The sequence below is a fragment of the Bacteroidota bacterium genome, from assembly GCA_020402865.1.
Taxonomy (GTDB): Bacteria; Bacteroidota; Bacteroidia; order Palsa-965; family Palsa-965.
Genome location: JADBYT010000002.1, coordinates 448,439 through 467,790, shown reverse-complemented (window position 1 = coordinate 467,790; position 19,352 = coordinate 448,439). Strand labels below are relative to the sequence as shown.

Sequence of the window (19,352 nt, the reverse complement as noted above, 5' to 3'; positions counted from 1 at the left end):
AATTTTATGTAATGTAATACTTCAATTAAGTTTATGCGTCTTCTAATCTTCTCGATTCTGCTCTTCCCTTTGGTTTCCTGCCGAGATAATAAGGGCACAGACCAAACAGCAAACGCAGATACTATTGTAAAAGATACAGTTGCTGCGCGCGAAATACTGCCTGTTGACAGCACCAGAAGTGTAACTCTTGGGTATTTCGACCGGTATGAAAATTTACCGAAACTTTCCTTTCAACCAATCAAAGAAACTGATTTTAACGCGCTCAGTCCTCAGCATCCTGTCCGAAATTATCCCTCAAAGGAAAAAGACAGTGCGACTTATATTCTAACTAAAGATAAAAACCTGTCGCTCAGAAAATATAACAGTGATTTATTGAACGAGGGTGAAAACGGTTATAAATTAACCGGAATACTACCGTCGGTCAATCTTTTTGTACTCACACACTATTATCTGAATGAGGGTTTCACGTTCAGCAATCTTGTTTTACTCGACAGTCTGACAAATTATCGCTACATCCTTATTTCGTTTGGCGACGGAGGAAATGAAATACCATTAGCATCATCCAACAATGGATTTGTTATTTATTATTACAATTCATTATTTGAAGCAGAAAGTAAAATTGGTGTATTATCAATTAACGACCGGGCTAAGCCTGAAACCTTCCTGAGCGAGTATGCAAGCGGAGGTTTTTCGGGGATGAGGATTGACACAATTTTGTGGGAGTCAGATTCGGCGTTTTGTGTAAAAGGTTACAGAGGTGAAAAGCCTGCAAATAAGTTTGAATATTACCGGTGTGTGTTGGAGTGAATGAATGTGATTGGGGAATAATCAACCATAATTGGGGATGGAAAAATTAAGCGATTACTTATTCCATAGTAATCTAACTGCTGCGCAGAAATGTTTAGACAGTGGAGATGATATAAATGGTGATGAAGAAACGATCAGGCCAATTATTGCTGCAATAAACAGCAATAACCCGGAAGTACTGAGTTTTCTCATTCAACACAAAGCAGATGTCAATATTGACTTTGGCAGCCCGTTATCTGAAGCGATTGACTATTGTATTGACGGGATGTTGCAAAATAACAGAGACATATTCTATCCGGAAGCATTGGAGATGGTGAGATTGTTGATTGCAGCTGGTGCGAAACCTGATATTCAAAACGAAAATGGGAAACGTCCTATAGATTTACTTACCCGCTACTCCAAAAATCATTCTGACAATTCTATTGATAAAACATATTTTGAAAAGCTGAAGTTAATGTTCAATGATGTAATCCCTGATATTGATAGTTACTTTAAATAAATTAACGCAACATGACCACAAAGCAAGATCAACTGCTTCTACTTTTGCAAGATAATCTTAAAAAAAAGGAAGGTTCATTTTATTACAAACTTTGCGAAGAACATATTTTTCACAATGCCTCATACAATGAGTTTGCTTTAACTACCGCTTATATTTCAAATGTTGAACTGGATGAACAAATACGGGTAAAATGTATTCCAATACTCTGGGAAATTGGCTTTAAGGTCTTAAGCTGTATTTCCTCGCACTACAACCCTATCGATGTCTATTGTATTACCAATGTCAAAGACCACGACCTTGATGAACTGACAAATAGAATTTACTACTTATGCAACTTCTTTACTAATGGGAACGAAATGGACTATGAATATCTCGCGATGCTGCATTGATTCCCCCTACTCTCCCGGCGCCACAATGCGCACCTGCTGCCCGGCTTTGAGCGGCGGCTGTTTTTGCCAGTTGTTCCAGCTTTTGAGTTCTGCCGTGGTGCAGCCGTAGCGGCGTGCAATGCGGTAGGGCGAATCGCCGCGCTGTACAGTGTGGTGTGTGCAGTTTGCGGGGCGCACGGCAAATCCTTCGCGGGTGCGCACCAGATGCACCTGCTGCGCATGCAGTTTAAGTTCGGGCAATTTCAGCAGCCATGCGGGATTGATGGCCACACCGCGAAAGCGCATTTCGAAATGCAGGTGCGTGCCGGTTGAATGTCCGGTGGAGCCGCCGCGCCCCAAAGCAGCACCGGCCCTGAGTTCATCGCCCGGCTTTACGGCAATTTTCCAAAGGTGCGCATACAGTGTTTCCAGTCCGTTGGCGTGACGCACCACTACTACATTGCCGTAACCACCGCAACGCGCGGCAAAACGCACCCGCCCGGCAAAAGCCGCACGCACCGAATCGCCACGATTGAGGTCGATGTCGATGCCCCGGTGCATGGCCGAATCGCGCCAGCCGTAACCCGAAGTAATACGCCCCTGCACCGGCGCCACAAAACGGCCAAGATCGAGCAGCACACTTACATCGGCTTTGTATAGCGAATCAGGGTACGCAAAAAGATGCCGTGTGTCCCACGAACCATAAAACGCATGTGCAGGAAAATCGCCCGCTGTGGCTTCGGGTGTGATGGCACGCAGTTCAGCAATCCGGATTTTGATTGCCTCAAACAAAGGCCGCAAAGCCGTATCGGTGTGGCAATCCATCAGCGAATCGAGCAGCAGCACCACTTCCGGTTCATTCATTTCCGGCAATGCCGCAATCAGCTCAACCACATGCGGCTTTTCCTCCGGCGTATTGTTGCCATGCAACAATACCGGCGCAGCAATACCACACAGACATAGCAATGCCAGAAAAAAAAGGCGCATGGATAAACTTCTGATTTCCGATTGGGTCCGCTATAAAAATACTATTCCTGCGAAATTTCCGGTGCTGTAACCTCAAAAACGGACAGCCGCAACCAGGATCAGGGCAGACTAGTTTCTGAAGCCGGAAAATCCGGAAGAGTAGTTTGCTGCTGCCAAAACAAAAACAGCTGCTAAACTTTCCGAGAGTTATAAACTCTCGGAAAGTTCAGGGCCGGGGTGGTTTTTGTTTTGGCAGGTGAAGTACAGCGTGGAAAGCTGGTTTAACGCACGGCTGATTGTTTGTTCTAGCCCTGATTGACCGGAGGCCGGTTTGGGACAATGTTTTTTAAGGTTACCGGCCGGCCGCAGGGAAAGCAGGAGCCAAGCGGTTTTTTAATGCACCTTCAGGTTCGCTCCCCTTCCTTTTTTTCTGACTCAGTTTCGGATGAAGCCTTAATCTGTTGTGAATCAGCGCTTAAAATAGGGGTTGCTTCTATTTGTCAATTTGGCTGAAAAAGCCTGAAACAGTACCTTTGACTCCCCGGAAACATCTTCCAATATTCAGCCGCTATGCAGGACGCACAACCATACACACCCAAGCACAAAATCAGAATTGTAACCGCTGCTTCGCTTTTCGACGGGCATGATGCGGCCATAAACATTATGCGCCGCATTATTCAGAGCAGCGGTGCCGAAGTAATTCACCTCGGGCACGACCGCAGTGTGGCCGAAATTGTGAACTGTGCCATACAGGAAGATGCCAATGCCATTGCCATTACATCGTACCAGGGCGGGCATATTGAGTTTTTCAAATACATGTACGACCTGCTGAAAGAGCGGGGTTGCGGACATATCCGCATTTTCGGCGGCGGCGGTGGCACAATTCTGCCCGAAGAAATAGCCGAGCTGCAGGCTTACGGCATTACCCGCATTTATCACCCTGACGATGGCCGCGCCATGGGCCTGCAGGGTATGATTAACGATCTGCTTACGAAATGCGACTTTGCCACGGGCGAACACCTGAACGGCGAAGTAAAGCACATAAGCAGCCGCGACCACAAAGGCATTGCCCGACTCATTTCGGCCGCCGAAAACTTTGGCGAACAGCACAGCGGCGCGATTACAGAAATTAAGGCACTGGCACAGAAATCGAAAACGCCCGTGCTGGGTATTACCGGTACAGGCGGTGCGGGAAAATCATCGCTGGTGGACGAACTGGTGCGCCGTTTTCTGATTGATTTTCCTGAAAAAACAATTGGTATTATTTCGGTTGACCCGTCGAAACGCAAAACCGGCGGCGCGCTGCTTGGCGACCGCATCCGGATGAATGCCATTTCAAACAACCGCGTCTATATGCGTTCGCTGGCTACACGCCAGAGCAACCTGGCACTTTCCAAACACGTGCAGGAAGCGGTTGATGTATTGAAAGCAGCCACGTTTGATTTGATTATCCTCGAAACATCGGGCATAGGCCAGAGCGATACCGAAATTATTGAGCACAGCAATGTGAGTCTGTATGTGATGACGCCCGAATACGGCGCAGCCACACAGCTTGAGAAGATTGACATGCTGGACTTTGCCGATATTATTGCGCTCAACAAATTCGATAAACGCGGTGCGCTGGATGCGCTGCGTGATGTGCGCAAACAGTACAAGCGCAACCACCAGCTTTGGGAAACCGATGATGAACAGCTGCCCGTGTTTGGCACCATTGCCTCGCAGTTTAACGATCCGGGCATGAACCGCCTGTACCGAAACATTGTGGACACAGTGGTTAAGAAAACGGGGGCTGATCTGAAATCGAATTTTCAGATTACGGAAGCGATGTCGGAGAAGATCTATATTATTCCTCCGGCACGCACACGTTATCTTTCTGAAATTTCGGAAAATAACCGCAATTACGATAAACGTGCCAAAGAACAGGCGGCAGTTGCACAAAAACTGTATGCCCTGCGTAAGTCGATTGACACACTGACAGAAAGTAAGGCTGATGCGGCGCTGGTTGCACAGCTTGAAGAGCAATACAAGAAAACGGCTCTCGATCTGGATCCGCGCCACCTGAAACTCATTGACGAGTGGCCGGCAAAAGCGCAGCAATACAAAGATGAGTTCTACATTTTTAAAGTGCGCGACAAGGAAATAAAAATTGCCACGCATTACGAATCACTTTCGCGCACGCTGGTGCCCAAAGTATCTACTCCGCGCTACGAAGCCTGGGGCGATGTACTGAACTGGCTGCTGCAGGAAAACCTGCCGGGCGAGTATCCTTACACGTCGGGCATTTATCCGTTTAAACGTGAAGGCGAAGATCCCACACGTATGTTTGCCGGCGAAGGCGGACCGGAGCGCACCAACAAACGTTTTCACTATGTAAGTCTGGGCATGCCGGCCAAGCGTCTTTCTACGGCGTTTGACTCGGTAACACTTTACGGCCGCGATCCTGATTATCGCCCCGATATTTACGGCAAAATAGGTAACTCAGGCGTAAGCATCTGCTGCCTTGACGATGCCAAGAAATTGTATTCCGGCTTTGATCTTGCCGATCCGAAAACATCGGTATCCATGACCATTAATGGTCCGGCTGCAATTCTTGCCGCGTTCTTTATGAATGCCGCTATTGATCAGCAGTGCGAGCGTTACATCCGCGAAAACGGACTGGAAAAGGAAGTAGAGAAAAAACTGAATGCACTGTGGGAAGCAAACGGCATTGCACGTCCGCGCTATCAGGGCGAACTGCCGCAGGGCAACGATGGTCTGGGGCTGATGCTCCTCGGCACATCGGGCGATCAGGTATTGCCTGCTGAGGTGTATGCAAAGATTAAGGCACATACATTGTCGCAAGTGCGCGGCACCGTACAGGCCGATATTCTGAAAGAAGATCAGGCACAAAACACGTGCATTTTCTCTACCGAATTTTCGTTGCGTGTGATGGGCGATGTGCAGCAGTATTTTATTGATCAGAAGGTGCGCAACTTTTATTCGGTGTCGATTTCGGGCTACCACATTGCCGAAGCCGGCGCCAACCCGATTACGCAGCTTGCACTCACGCTCTCGAACGGATTTACGTTTGTGGAGTATTACCTGAGCCGCGGCATGCACATTGACGATTTTGCGCCCAACCTTTCGTTCTTCTTCTCCAACGGAATGGATCCGGAGTATGCAGTGCTTGGCCGTGTGGCGCGCCGCATCTGGGCCAAAGCCATGAAGCAGAAGTACGGTGCCAACGAGCGTTCGCAGATGCTGAAGTATCACATTCAGACATCGGGCCGTTCGCTGCATGCGCAGGAAATTGATTTCAACGACATCCGCACCACGCTGCAGGCGTTGTATGCGATTTACGACAACTGTAATTCGCTTCACACCAATGCCTACGACGAAGCCATTACTACGCCTACCGAAGAATCGGTGCGCCGTGCAATGGCCATACAGCTTATCATTAACCGTGAGCTTGGTTTGGCGAAGAATGAAAACCCGCTGCAGGGCTCGTTCATTATCGAAGAGCTTACTGATCTGGTAGAAGAAGCTGTATTGACTGAGTTCGACCGCATAAGCGAACGCGGCGGCGTGCTGGGTGCAATGGAAACTATGTATCAGCGCGGCAAGATACAGGAAGAAAGCCTGTATTACGAAATGCAGAAGCACACCGGCGAGTATCCGATTATTGGTGTGAACACCTTCCTTTCGGCAAAAGGCTCGCCCACCATTGTGCCGGCGGAAGTAATTCGCGCCACGAAGGAGGAGAAGGAATACCAGATTGAAATGCTGGGCAACCTGCACAAAGCCAACGAGCAACGCTCGAAAACTGCAATTGAAAAACTGCAGCACACGGCGGTGCAAAACGGCAACGTGTTTGCGGAATTGATGGAGGCGGTGAAGTATTGCTCGCTTGGTCAGATTACTGCTGCGCTGTTTGAGGTGGGGGGGCAGTACAGAAGAAATATGTAATTTGTTGCTAAACTCTACGAGGTCTTATAGACCTCGTAGAGTTTAGGTAGAGTTTAGGTAGAGTTTAGGCGGGGTTTAGGCGGGGTTTAGGTGGGGTTTAGGTGGAGTTTAGAGCTGGGGTGTAGGGGATTTTGAGCCCCCAAACGAGCAAAAGTTATTAACAGACGCTGGGATCTGATACTTGCCGGAAATATTTTCGCAGCCCATTTTGATAAATAGCCGATAGGTAGAGAAGAATAGTTGTTAGATTTTTAACCGTTTTATTATTTATTAATGAACATCCATTATAAAGCGCCATTCGTGGCTGGTGAATATTACCATGTTTTCCATCATGCTGTGGGACATGAAAACCTGTTCAGGGAAAAAGATAACTACCGCTATTTTCTCGATAAACTACTCTGTCACATTGACGGTTACTGTGAGTTAAAGGAATGGTGCCTGATGCCAAACCATTTTCATTTGCTGATTTATGTAAAACCGGAGTTGTTACATACATTATCCCACACCGAGATTGAGGAACGGGTTATTAAATGCTTTGCTGATTTTCTGAATTGCTATACCCAGTCGATGAACAAACGGTTCAAACGACGAGGTTCCATGTTTTCCGGGCGATTCAGAAGAGTGAGAATTCTTGATGAGCAACATTTACAACGTACGAAAGCGTATATTCTGAATAATCCGGCTCATCACCAATTCACTAATAATCCTCAAAACTGGCCTTATAGTTCAATTCTATTGAACACAGCCTGATTAATTGTTATTCTTTTTTCTTCCTGGAGAAATGAATTGGCTGCCTCATCGTCAGCAACTCTTTCCTTTTGCGATTGTTCCCACCAAGTACACCTGCGGGCACATCCCAGCGCGGCATTTGCCTGATTGCCTGCAAGGCCACTGAATCAAAAGCCGGATGCAATGAGCGAAAGACCTTCGCATCAATAACATTTCCTGTTGTGTCAAGTGTAAATTCAATAATCACGGTACCCGAAATTGTAGTGTCGGCTATTTTGGGATAATGAATTGCGCGCGACAAATAAGCGAATAAACTATCCTGTCCACCCGGAAATTCGGGAAACGGATAACCACCACCACAGAAGAACATCGAATCATCAGGTGCTGATGTAAGCACCTGTGCTGATGCCGAACCTGCATAAAGCAGGCTGCACCAAAGCCAGACCATAGTGATGAAAAACGAAGTAAAGCGCATTCAGTATTGAAGTTCGCTATTTTATCCAACATTCTCAAATTGCTGTTAACTTCACACTCCAACACAAACCCGTATTACAGACCCGTATGAAATACCATTTCGCCTTCGTTGCACTTTTTCTTCTGGCTTTAATGCCGCCTGTTTCCAACAATACCGCCCTCTACAACGCAGCCATACAAAACGCCGGCGCCACCGAAAAAAGCTACATCAGCCCGCGCATGGTGCCTTTTCTTCATGATGATTACGAAGGTGATTCGCTGCTGATTGAAGGCTTAAAAAACGAAAGCTACCTGAACGCAGCCGATATTGCCTACATGCACCAGCAGTTAAAGAAAAACCGTGCCGGCATGTGGCAGAAAGACAGTTTGGGCAACGAGGCTAAAATTCTTCCGCCCGGCCACGCGCCCGCTGCCGGTCTTTCACCCAAGAAAGCTACAAAAGCCTGGACGAACTACTTCAAAAAATATCCGGTTGGTTTTTACGAACTCTCGCAACCTGTGTTTTCGAAAGACGGAACAGTGGCCGTAATTTGCGTAAACTTTCAGTGCGGCGTGTATTGTGGTAATGGCGGCGCTTATGTATTTCGCTTTGCAAACGGGCAGTGGACAGCCGCGAAAAACTGCTACAGCTGGAAGAAATAAATTACCTTTAATTTATTAACCAATAACCCCGGCCATGAAAGCGCCGACACTTCTTTTGTTTGCCGCGATGTTGCTCTCCCCGGCCATCATTGCCCAAAGCAACAACGAAACATACCGGTTTCAGGCATTGGCTTTTGCCGGTAATTCATTCAATGCCGGGCGCGCTTTCGTTCCGCAACATTATATCACGCCGTATTTCAGGCAAACCTATTACAACGCAAGCGAACAACCTGCACGTTGCCGCGGAGGCTCGGTAATGGTATTTCCCACATTCATACGCTGGAAACGTTTTTGCATTACCGCCGGTGTCGGATTTATGGAACTAAACACCGCCATTGAAGCCGATTCATTGGTGAGCGAAAGCCCGATTGCTCAAATTCCCCGTACCGTACAGATGAACTGGCGAGGCGAAATTTCTGAACGTTTTGTACAGTTTCCGCTACTCATCCGCACATGGTTATTTCACCACCAGCGGTTTGTGTTTCATGCCGATGCAGGAATTGTGTTTAGCGCGTTGCTTTCGGGTAATTACTTAAACGGAATGCCCGATGCGTATAAACAAAGCTTCGTTGGCTCTTCGTTTTATACGGCAAGTTTTAATTCAAGCTACCGCATTTTCTCAAATCGGAAAATCGGACTGTTTCTCACAGCAGGCATTACATCACAGGTAGCCGTGTCGCCCACTGAGCTTTCGCGCAGACCGGGCTGGTGGGGCGGTTTGCTGGCCTTGCGTGTGGATGCATACTGAGCAATTCAATACCTTCTGCCCGATCAAAAAAAATGTCGTGGGCTATATCGGTGGCTGAAAACGCATGCCTGGCAGATACATTCACTTCAGCTGCTTTCGCCATTTTAACGGCACAGCTTTTTCGCACACTACTTCATGACAGCCGTTGAATGCGGCAAATTCGCGCAGCTTGTGTTTCAGGTCGTTGAAAAATGCTTCGGTTTGCTTTGGCGGAAATTCAATGTGCAGTGAGCGAATGTAAAATACACCGGCTTTCTTGTCCGCTTTCGGATCGAGACGGCCAATGAAATCTCCGTTCCATAATATCGGTAAACAGAAATAACCAAATTTCCGTTTTGCTTCGGGCACATAACATTCAACCTGATAGTCGTAGCCAAACACAAGTTTGGTGCGGCTGCGCTGAATCAGCAAATTATCAAACGGCGAAAGCAAATGAATGTGCTTTGCCGGTTTATTTTTTTGTTCAAACAAATCCGGCCGCGCATAGTACACCTCTTTGCTCCCGTGCAAATGAAACGAGATAAGCTGTTTTGCTTCTGTTTGCTGCTGAAGTTCGTCTTTAACTGCAACCAATGCATTTCTGCGCAGATAAGTCATTTGCCCTGCCGTGGCAAATCCATGTGCCCGCAACGTGCTTTCAATCAAATATGCAGCATACTCGCGCGCATCAGGCACACTCGTATTCATGCCTTCAGGCAATACGCGTCCGGCCAGATCATACACTTTCTGAAAACCCTGCCGCGCACTCACCATCAGCGTGCCATCCATAAACAATTGCTCAAGCGCCACTTTTGCGGGCTTCCAGTCAAACCAGCTCCCGCGCTTGCGGTCGGTTTCAAAATGCCGCGCCTGCAACGGCCCTTCAGCTGTAATGCGGTCAAGCACATACTTCAACAACTTTTTATGACTCACAAACCAGTGCTGCTGCCCGTTGCGGTAAAGCTGCTTCCGTACCAGCGAAAACCGGTAATCGCGCATTGGCAGATACGACGCGGCATGGCTCCAGTATTCAAATACCTTTTTATCAGCCAGTAATCCGGCAAGATGCGTTTCATCGTAGCCTGCCGTGCGTGTGTAGAGTGTATGATGATGCGCCCGTGCAACCACAGCAAGCGTATCAAGCTGCACATACCCTAAATGCTCAAGTGTATTAAGTGTACCCTCACGGCCTTTACCGAATCCGCCTTTTTGCAGCAGGCCCTGTGCATGCAGCGCATACCGTTTTACATCTCCGGCAGAAAAAACGGGCAATGTGTGGCGCATACGTTAATGCTTAACCGTAATGCGTTGCTGTACGCGGCCGGTCAGGGTTTCAATATGCAATATATACACACCGTTGCCAAGTTCATTTACAGGAATTGAAAATGCGGTTGTGTTTATTTTGCTTTGACTGTTTATCAGTTGACCTTGAATGTTGCAGAGTGTCCATGATACAACCGGCGTTTCGCATTGCACATGCACCTGCTCACCGGCCGGATTGGGAAATACTTCGGCTTTCAGAAATTCCGGTGAATTTTGTCCGGTTATTACACCCGGAATTTCAATCATAATAAATGAGTTGGGTTGCATTGCAAACTGAAACTGACCATTGGTCAGCGTAATGTTTTCGCCCTGCAGTTGTTGCTGCGGAAGAAGGTATGTAATTGCATTTGCTTGTGAGTATCCGGCACTGCGCAATGAATCATAACGATAAATGATATTGTTGTGTGTCGAGTCGATACGATACATTTTGCCCGCCGTGTTGCCCTGCAAATAGAGCACCTGAAGCTGAACAGCAAGCGCCTGCCGCCACAACGAATCCTGCTGCGCATACACACTTTGCGCAGCTAATATGCAAGCATCTGAAGGAAGTGTACCGCTTACCGTAATTAAATTCCTTAATGCCGAATCAAGCCGCGACACATCACCCGTTTGAATATTCAGGTAACCATCGGCATTGAGTTGCGCTACCGATGTGCAGCCGCTGTACACAAGCTCCTGAAATGCGGCAAGAATACCGGGGAAATTCTGATTGGTAAGCATCAGCCGCAACGTATCGCCGCTTACCGAATAATAATTGGTAAGATTGAATGTGGAGTTAAATTGTGTGGCCGTATGCCACGGCAAATGCTGATGCTTCTCCACTACCTGCAGCATTTTCCAAACCGGTTTTTCAAGCGCGCCGTAACTTATCAGTCCGTAATCCTGATGAAACTCTACCGGCGATGGCGAAAAATCCTGCCAGGCGGCAATGCAGTCGAATGCATAATACGTATCAAGTACTGCACTCTGATTTATCCGCTGCACAAAGGCAAAACCCGCCGGCACATCGCGCAGGGCCGATGGCGCATTCCATTCACTGAGAATAAGCGGGAGCGCAGGAAGCTGACGACTGTTCAGAAATGAATTTACGGTTGTGGCCGCCTGAAGTAAATCGGCTTCGGCCGGTGTAAAGTTGTGCCACGAAAGAAAATCAGGCAACTCGGCCGTAATGGCCAAGCTGTCGAGCAGATGTGCAATAAGCGAATGCCGGGCAAACGTATCAGCATGTATTTTTTCGGGAATGAACGTGCGCGAAAGTCCGTTTGCCCAGTAATTCACAGCCGGGCCTCCTGCTTTTGCACTGGCGTCAGCCGCTTTAATGCCCGCACGCGTAGTGCGGAACAGTTTCATATATTCAGCTTCCGTGCCTGTCCACGAACCAATGTCGGGCTCGTTCCACACTTCATAATACGGATCAAGCCCCCAAGCATTGTTTATCTTGCTTACAATGCTGTCCACCACCGTTTGCCAGGCAGTCCAGCTCGCCGGCGGCTTTGTGTTAAGCACCGACCAGCCCGGCGTTTGCGCAGGCGCACTGTTGTTTGAACTGCTGAGCCACGCAGGCATTTTTTCAAAAATCAGCACCAGCTGCTGGCTGCGCTGACTCACCGCCAGCACATCTGTTCTGAACTGCTCAAGAATAGCAAGGCATTGCGAAAGGTTGCTGCTGTTGTTCAGCGCACTTTCAATAATGTTTAACCGCACACCGTTAAAACGGGTATTCGAGTTAAAATATGCATTGAAACCATCCTGCGTTTTGGGTACAAAAAAAATGCCCGGCCTGAAATCGGCTACAGACTGCACGGGCGACTGAGACGGATTTACCTGAATAACTGTTTGTGCCGAAAGCTGATTCAGCATACAAACCAACGCGATAAGGGGCAATAATTTTCGCACCATTAAAGATACGCATATTTCCCACCCTGCTCTGCTCGTTTTCTTCATTCAAAACGAATGGCTAACTTTACTTCAATGAAAAGTTACCTCGCAATACTGTATCTGGTCTTCGCACTGGCCGGCACCGCAGCAGCCCAGTCATGTATTGATACATCGCGCATTGTGTTTGGCGGCGCCTGCGATCCGCGCTGGGAGCCCGTGTGCGGATGCGACGGTTATACTTACCGCAACGACTGCTTTGCCCGAAATGCCGGACTTATTTCCTGGACAAGCAACACCATTTGCGATGATGTGGATTTTGATTTTACGCCCAATCCCCCCATCGACTACATTACCGTAAATGCAATGGTGCGTTTACCAGATATTGTATATGTGCAGATACTCGACCGTTTCGGGAAAATACATTATACAAATACACTTACCGTAAACGATCAGATTCAGTTTCAGATCGACTTCAGGTCTTTTCCTGCCGGATTGTATTATCTCATCTTATTTACGGGTGAAGGATACCGGGTAAAAAAAGTAATTAAGTACGAACAGTAAACGTTCGTAACCCCAATACTAAACTCAGGCTTTTCCGGCTTGAGTTTTTTTATTGAATGATGAAGATGGAAAGGAGCAAACGCTGAAGTGCTTTTCATGCACACCTGTCCCGTCTTCCGCTATACTCCTCGTCGCCCCCTAAAAAAGGGGCTCCTGCGGGGTGCCGCTGCAGCCGGGGCTAATTAATACTGTCTGGTGCATCAAAAAACCAAACAAATCAATTCCCTAGTGCATAATCAGAATTTTCCCGCTGTCAATATATGTTCCTTCTTCATTCGCAATGCGGAAGAAATACATGCCCTGCGGCAATTCGGCGGTGGTCATTTCGGCTTTGTCGTTGTAGAATATGCTTTGTGCAATCAGTCGCCCGGCAGCATCGGTAAGCTCGGCTTTTACCGCGTTTGCGTGGTTGGTGAACAGCGTTACCTGATTGTTTGCCGGGTTGGGATAGGCAATGGTACTGACTGTTGTGGCTGCATTTTCCTGTACGCCGGCCGGGCATGTATTAAGTGCATTGAATGTGGGCGGATTAAACGACTGAAAAGCACCTGAACCATTCGGGCAACGGCCAAACGACACATCAGCTGTTTGCGCACCAAAGATTACACTGTCAAGCACATTGCCGTTTGCATTACTCAGATAAATCATTTCGCCGGCAGCCGAGAGTTTGAAATTACAATGCGCATATTGTGCTGTTGACGCATTACCATCGGCCCATACAATAAGGTAGCTGTAGGGCGGAATTATAACATCGGGCAGCGGGCTTTTGAATACATTGCCGGCATCGTCGCTCAAATACAGTCCGCTCAGGCTGAACGGTGTGGCGGTGCGGTTGTAAAGCTCAATCCAGTCTTCGTGGTTACCGGCTTCGTTTACAGCACCGGCGGCATTGCTGGCCACAAATTCGTTTATTACTACTTCGCCGGCCTGCGGCGTGGTGGTGGCAACTATTATGCTGTAAAACTCATGCTCGGCACGCTGCGGCGAAAATATGCCGGCATTGGTATTTTGCGCATAAATGTAATACTGCATCAGCGCCGAACTTGCCGTAAATGATGCGCCATACACATTATCACCTGCGGCACCGTCCTGATGCAGGCCATCATCGTACATCGGCACACGGTAAAAGCGGCGGTACACCTGATCGCGGAAACCAAGCCACACCTGGGCGGCATTGGTAATGGAAGCCGTTACGTAAACCGTACCGTTAAGCAACGGCGCTGCAGGTGACGCGGTTACTGCACTTACCACCGGCTGCACCGCAGTAAACTGCACTGTACCGTTGAGGTAAGTATCGCGCGCACTCATAAGTGTGGAAATACCCACAATGCCCGATACCGTTGAATTAAGATTTTGCTGAAAACCCGCGTAAGGATACAGCGGCGCCGTTTCAGCCTGTATCGAACTGTCGATAAGCGTTTGCAGGTTTTGCCCAAGCGTCAGGTAACTACCGTTAGCCACAAACTCACTCATAATTGTTCGCATGTGTGCAATGTACATGCGGTTGCAGGTCGAATCGGCCAGCAGCTTTACAATGAGCGGGCGGGCGCCGTATGTAGCATGCAACAGCGGGGTCATTTGCTGCATGGCACTTACATTTAATATACCTGTGCCCGTATTGGTAAATCCGCCAAAACACATGTTCAGATCCCAGATAACAGGCACAAACTGCCTGTTGTCATCGCGGTAGAGATAATAGTTTTGTGCAAACGCACCCGTATAACTGTCAAGATTAACCAGCGCGTTGTTAAACGCCAGCATCCACAGCGCACGGTCCACATCAATTACCGTATCAATACTTGCGGGCGAATTGGCAAGCGTATCACAAAGCGCAATCAGTTCTTTCCAGGCATAAGCCGATTTGATCTCGTAACGGCTGTAATAGTTTGCACTGTCCTGACCGAGATAAAGCAAATTAGGCACCTGTCCGCTCAGCACATTCACCGGATTGCACTTAAAGAATGAATTGTTTTGCGAATAAAAGTGTGTGCTCAGAAAATCCTTATCAATTGACTCGGTATTACTGAACAGGCCGTAATAATTGCCATTTATGGTTACCCGCGCAAAATTTGAGCGCGGGGCATCCATATAATTACCAAGTATATCAAACGCAAGCACCTCACGCACCGCCGAAGGATCGGAAAATCCGTTGCCGAGTTTTATATTATCAAAACCCTGATAGTCGGCATTGCCGTGAATGTAATCAAGTTCAATGTGCAACGGATTTTTTGTACGGCTTGAATCGTAGCTGCTGTTGCCTTTAAATTTCACGCCCACGCTGTCAAACACCACACCGTTTATCACGCATTGCACAGCAAGAATATACCCGTCGCTGCCCGTTTTGGCCGTGTCAAGCATATAGTCCCAGTTGCTTTGCGCAAACGTAATGTCGATTACCTGAATGGTATCTCGCGCATAAAAACTGCCTTGTGCGTATGATGTGTTCCATCCTGCAAGCGAAAGCAAAAGCAGCAGCTTAATCCGAAGTAAAGGTTGCATTATGCGTGGCGAATCAATTAATAATTACACGTTGCTGCCATACCTGAGCCGTTGCCGCATCGGCTATACGCAGCACATATAACCCGGCATCAAATTGCTGCACGTTGAGCTGCATTTGTGCAGCGGTTGCATTTTGCAATTCATACACCATTCGCCCCGCAGCATCTGTCAATTGCACGGTACACACATTTACACCTTCGGGCATATTCATATTCAGTATATCGTGTGCCGGATTGGGATATACATTCACTTTCGCAGCTGCAACTTCATTCATGCCCACCGTTGTACACGCCCCGCAGCTGCTGAAACAAACCGTATTCAGCATCGTGTCGCTGTTTACCGAAATGTAGCGGTAATTATTTGCCGAAGCACACCAGCTTTGCAGGCTTTCGTAATCCGGCGGGGTGTTACCGTTCAGAAATTTGTATTCATACACCGCCGTGGTATTGTTGCTGTCCACATAAGTTAAGTATTCATACACATTCCCGTCAAACGAATACATGCGCGTGGCTGATGCGCTCCAGTTCTGAAACCAGCCTGCCAGGTGTACACCGGCGGTACTTACCGAAGTTTCGTTTTGCATATCCACGTAAAAACGCACAAGCTGCTTACCCGCAGGCGCATTACCGCTGAAACGTATGGCACCAATATCCAGCGTATCATTGTCCAGCGAATCCAGATAAATCCAGCGGCTGTCAATGAAGTTATAATTCACACGCGACTGCAGCGGTACAAACTCCTGCTCGTAGCCGAAAATGCCGTTTACAAACTTGTATTCATACGCTCGGAACGCCGGAAGATCAACTACAAGCGTATAGATATTTGTATCAGCGGCATCCTGTGTCATGGCTGCCGTAGCCGGATCCCAGTCGCTGCCCAAACCGGCTTCGTCCTGAAAATCGCCGGTAATATGAACGCCGTTTGCGGTTAATTGCCACGACGACATATCGACTGAGAATTTTACTTTTTTCGCATCGGCACAAACGGCAGCGAGGAGAAGTACAAAAACAAAAACTGTTTTTTTCATAGCACTAAATTATCGGGCAATGATTAAACGGCGGGTAATGATGGCGTTTGATTCGGTGCGTACCTGCACAATGTACATGCCTTCGGGCAGGTTGCTGAGATTGAGTTCGCGCGTGTTGCTTTCGGTGAGCACGGTTTGTCCGGCCATATTCACAAGCTGAATTCCGAAATCATTTCCTGTAAATGTACCAATGAGGTAAAGCACATTACCTGCCGGGTTGGGAAAAATGCCAAAATCATCACTGGCAGGCAATGCCGCAATGCCGGTGGGCACCGAAAGATCGAGCAACGCTGAGTAGGCATAGCTGCAGCCGTTTGCATCGGTAGTGCGCACCTGATAGGTGCCAGACACAGTGGCCGTATAGCTTTGCGAAGTTGCTCCGGCAATTTGTGTACCGTTTAAATACCACTGATAGGTGGTGGCCGGGTCAGATGTAAGTGTGTTGCCGTTTGTGGTGATTACCGGTGTGGCTGGCGCAGCTGCGTTCACATAGCAGGTAGCGTAGCGGTGTGCCTGCGGCACAGAGCCCGATGCGGTAAACGACCAGAGTGTGTTGCCGGCAGCATCGGTTTCGTAAATGGTACCGGAAAGTGCAAGGCACACAAGGTGGTTGCCGTTGGGCAGCTGATTGGAGTTGCCCATGTTGGTGGTACCGCCCGTGCAGGTAAGCCGCTGCGTGTAAGTGGCGGGCGCCCAGGCTGTGTTGGCTGTGTATGTATAATTAAAGCCCGAAAGCGGAGGCTGCGTCATATCCACACACGATTGCGATTGCGAAATGCCTTTGTTGTTGAGCGCCACAAGCTGGCCTGCGTTGGGGCAGCCTTCGGGAATCCAGTGTGCATCATGCAACACGTTGAAGTTGGTGGTGCCGGTTTGGCCATAATTCGACGGGTTGCCCCAGCGGTAGAGGAAATCGCCGCCACGGCCACTACGGCCGCCGCTGTGCGAAGCTGCTTCGGCGGTGGTGGTGCTGTGGTCAATTACATAGTATTCATCGGTATTGTGCGCGCTCAGCACAATCTGATCAAGCATGGGGTTGTAATCCACCCCGTTCATGTGCCAGATTTCTTTTGTAATGTTTGCGTTGATGTCCCAGAGTTCGGGATGCGCAGCGGTAGAAGTAACGTAGTTGTCTTTGTTTGCATCCACGCTCTGGCAGAGATGATCCCAGAGGTTCCATTCCCACACAATGGTTCCGGTGGTGGCGCCTGTTGGCTGCACTTCAATCAGCTTATCGGGCCACATGGTAATGGCCTGTGAGCAGCCGGCTTGTGTAACTGCCGCGCTGTTTTTGAGTTCGTAGGCAATAATCAGTACGTTGCCGTTGGGTAGTGCACACACATCGTGGTGCGCGCAGTAGGTAGATGATGAGTAGGTGTAGTCCCAGAGCAGCGTGCCGTTCCAGTCAACCTTTTGTACACGGCCATGCATGCCGCCGCCGGTAAAGGTGCTGTTGGTTACTTTCACCGTACGCAGCAACACCCCGTCAGGCAGCAAATACGACGAATAGCCGGTTTGACCGCTTAGTCCGGTCCATGTGTGATACACCGCTCCGGCTGTATCTATGAGCCGTGCAGTAGTACTGTTGCTGGTGCTGTAAAGTGTATAACCCGGAAACTGCTGTGCCGAAATGGCAACAGGCACAGTTAGCATTATGGTTGCAATAAGTGAGCGCAAAACCTGCTTCATCAGATAGCGTTTTATTTACTAGATCGCTTAATTCATTATCCATGCGCTGATGAATTAGGCCCGGGGGCGATTATTGCAGCACAACAGTAAAATGTAACGATCAGTTTGTGAGTTGATTAGGATTGGTTGGGTTTGGTTTGTTCCTGTGTTGGACGTTTCCGGCCGGGTAATCCTTCGGGCCATGTTAAAAAAATATGACCATAATGGGAAATGCTTACCGGATGTAAGCAGATGAGGGAGGTTGTATTGTAAATTATTGAAAATGAATAATTTGAAATTGACACTGGAGAATTTGTATGGAATTATTCGTGGCGCGGCATCCTTACTGCAGAACCCAAAAAATTATCTGCATGTCCACACTTCTCCTTCCGCTCAGAAGCCGCCTCACATCGTTAACACCACCGTTGCTTCGCGAAATTGCCGCATGGTTCAGCAGCGATGCCCGTCATTATCAGGTTTTATTTCAGCTTACCTTTCTGCTCTTTGGCATGTTTGCGCTGGGCTGGGAAATTTCGTTGCTGCGGCTCAATATCATTATTCTTACCTGTCTTGCCGTGCAGGCTTTGTTTATACAGTTTACCACAAAAGACTGGACGGGTTTAAAGAGCGCACTCATTTCATCCATGAGTATTTGTTTGATGATGCAGGCCAACAGTATCTGGACGTTTGTGCTGGCGGCTGTAATTGCTATTTCAAGCAAATTTATCATCCGCATCCAGGGGCGGCACGTATTCAATCCGGCCAACTTTGGCATTCTTATGGCGCTGCTCATTACGGGCGATGCGTGGGTATCGCCGGGGCAGTGGGGCAGCAGTGCATTGCTGCTCATGCTTGTGGGCTGCCTCGGTTTGGTGGTGTTGCTTAAAGTAAAGCGTCTTGATACGGCGTTTACATTCCTTATCGTATTCCTCGGCCTCAATTATGTGCGCAATGTGCTTTATCTCGGCTGGCCGCACGATTTCTTTTTTCATCAGCTCAACACGGGCTCTCTCCTGCTCTTCTCGTTTTTTATGATTACTGATCCTATGGCTACCCCGCTTTCGCGCAAGGCCCGCATCATCTGGGCGGCACTGGTGGCTGTGCTGGCTTGGTGGCTGAGCACAAAAGCATTTATTCATACTGCTCCGCTTTGGGCGCTCATCAGCCTTTCGCCGCTGGTGCCGCTGTTCAATCGCTTCATGCCCGGACAAAATTTCAAATGGCAGCGATAGTTGCTGT

Annotated in this window: 16 protein-coding genes; 9 read left to right on the top strand and 7 right to left on the bottom strand. The window is 48.4% G+C overall.

Going from position 1 to position 19,352, the window contains the following annotated elements; all coding sequences use genetic code 11:
* Positions 1–33: 33 nt before the first annotated feature.
* From IM638_03090 to IM638_03080, 3 genes are read left to right on the top strand one after another with little or no spacing between them, the layout of a single operon-like run.
* Positions 34–807, top strand: a complete 774-nt coding sequence (locus tag IM638_03090) for a hypothetical protein (protein MCA6361994.1) — start codon at positions 34–36, stop codon at positions 805–807.
* Between the two features lie 37 nt (positions 808–844).
* Entirely contained in the window at positions 845–1,306 is a 462-nt protein-coding gene (locus IM638_03085) for a hypothetical protein (protein MCA6361993.1), read from the top strand.
* 11 nt (positions 1,307–1,317) lie between these two features.
* Positions 1,318–1,695, top strand: a complete 378-nt coding sequence (locus IM638_03080; GenBank protein ID MCA6361992.1) for a hypothetical protein — start codon at positions 1,318–1,320, stop codon at positions 1,693–1,695.
* Between the two features lie 6 nt (positions 1,696–1,701).
* Here IM638_03080 and IM638_03075 read toward each other — a convergent pair whose 3' ends face one another.
* Entirely contained in the window at positions 1,702–2,661 is a 960-nt protein-coding gene (locus IM638_03075; GenBank protein ID MCA6361991.1) for a peptidoglycan DD-metalloendopeptidase family protein, read from the bottom strand.
* A gap of 549 nt (positions 2,662–3,210) precedes the next feature.
* Between IM638_03075 and IM638_03070 the strand changes: the two genes are divergently transcribed.
* Positions 3,211–6,585, top strand: a complete 3,375-nt coding sequence (locus IM638_03070) for a methylmalonyl-CoA mutase family protein (protein ID MCA6361990.1) — start codon at positions 3,211–3,213, stop codon at positions 6,583–6,585.
* Positions 6,586–6,858: 273 nt separating this feature from the next.
* Complete coding sequence (locus IM638_03065; protein ID MCA6361989.1) at positions 6,859–7,335, top strand: transposase; 477 nt, start codon at positions 6,859–6,861, stop codon at positions 7,333–7,335.
* Between the two features lie 7 nt (positions 7,336–7,342).
* Here the strand turns inward: IM638_03065 and IM638_03060 are convergent, their stop codons facing one another.
* Entirely contained in the window at positions 7,343–7,762 is a 420-nt protein-coding gene (locus tag IM638_03060; GenBank protein MCA6361988.1) for an energy transducer TonB, read from the bottom strand.
* A 113-nt stretch (positions 7,763–7,875) separates the two neighbouring features.
* Here IM638_03060 and IM638_03055 point away from each other — a divergent pair, with 113 nt between their 5' ends.
* Both IM638_03055 and IM638_03050 read left to right on the top strand, forming a co-directional pair.
* Positions 7,876–8,430, top strand: coding sequence for a hypothetical protein (locus tag IM638_03055; protein MCA6361987.1), 555 nt, complete (start codon positions 7,876–7,878; stop codon positions 8,428–8,430).
* A 34-nt stretch (positions 8,431–8,464) separates the two neighbouring features.
* The gene (locus IM638_03050; protein MCA6361986.1) at positions 8,465–9,178 is read left to right on the top strand and encodes a hypothetical protein; all 714 of its coding nucleotides are present in this window, start codon (positions 8,465–8,467) and stop codon (positions 9,176–9,178) included.
* Between the two features lie 81 nt (positions 9,179–9,259).
* Here IM638_03050 and IM638_03045 read toward each other — a convergent pair whose 3' ends face one another.
* Together IM638_03045 and IM638_03040 are read right to left on the bottom strand one after the other, a co-directional pair.
* Positions 9,260–10,441: a YcaQ family DNA glycosylase gene (locus IM638_03045; protein MCA6361985.1), complete on the bottom strand. Its 1,182-nt coding sequence runs from the start codon at positions 10,439–10,441 to the stop codon at positions 9,260–9,262.
* Positions 10,442–10,444: 3 nt separating this feature from the next.
* Positions 10,445–12,340: a T9SS type A sorting domain-containing protein gene (locus tag IM638_03040; GenBank protein ID MCA6361984.1), complete on the bottom strand. Its 1,896-nt coding sequence runs from the start codon at positions 12,338–12,340 to the stop codon at positions 10,445–10,447.
* A gap of 111 nt (positions 12,341–12,451) precedes the next feature.
* Between IM638_03040 and IM638_03035 the strand changes: the two genes are divergently transcribed.
* The gene (locus IM638_03035) at positions 12,452–12,919 is read left to right on the top strand and encodes a T9SS type A sorting domain-containing protein (GenBank protein ID MCA6361983.1); all 468 of its coding nucleotides are present in this window, start codon (positions 12,452–12,454) and stop codon (positions 12,917–12,919) included.
* Positions 12,920–13,144: 225 nt separating this feature from the next.
* Here IM638_03035 and IM638_03030 read toward each other — a convergent pair whose 3' ends face one another.
* Genes IM638_03030 through IM638_03020 form a run of 3 tightly spaced genes read right to left on the bottom strand, consistent with a single transcriptional unit; the run spans position 13,145 to position 18,134 of the window.
* The gene (locus IM638_03030; protein ID MCA6361982.1) at positions 13,145–15,418 is read right to left on the bottom strand and encodes a CotH kinase family protein; all 2,274 of its coding nucleotides are present in this window, start codon (positions 15,416–15,418) and stop codon (positions 13,145–13,147) included.
* Positions 15,419–15,431: 13 nt separating this feature from the next.
* Complete coding sequence (locus IM638_03025; protein MCA6361981.1) at positions 15,432–16,445, bottom strand: T9SS type A sorting domain-containing protein; 1,014 nt, start codon at positions 16,443–16,445, stop codon at positions 15,432–15,434.
* 9 nt (positions 16,446–16,454) lie between these two features.
* Positions 16,455–18,134 carry an aryl-sulfate sulfotransferase gene (locus IM638_03020; protein MCA6361980.1) on the bottom strand — a complete coding sequence of 560 codons (1,680 nt, stop codon included), beginning with the start codon at positions 18,132–18,134 and terminating at the stop codon, positions 16,455–16,457.
* A 350-nt stretch (positions 18,135–18,484) separates the two neighbouring features.
* On the opposite strand from IM638_03020, the gene IM638_03015 reads away from it, so the two are divergent.
* The gene (locus IM638_03015; protein ID MCA6361979.1) at positions 18,485–19,345 is read left to right on the top strand and encodes an RnfABCDGE type electron transport complex subunit D; all 861 of its coding nucleotides are present in this window, start codon (positions 18,485–18,487) and stop codon (positions 19,343–19,345) included.
* The last annotated feature ends 7 nt before the right edge of the window (positions 19,346–19,352 follow it).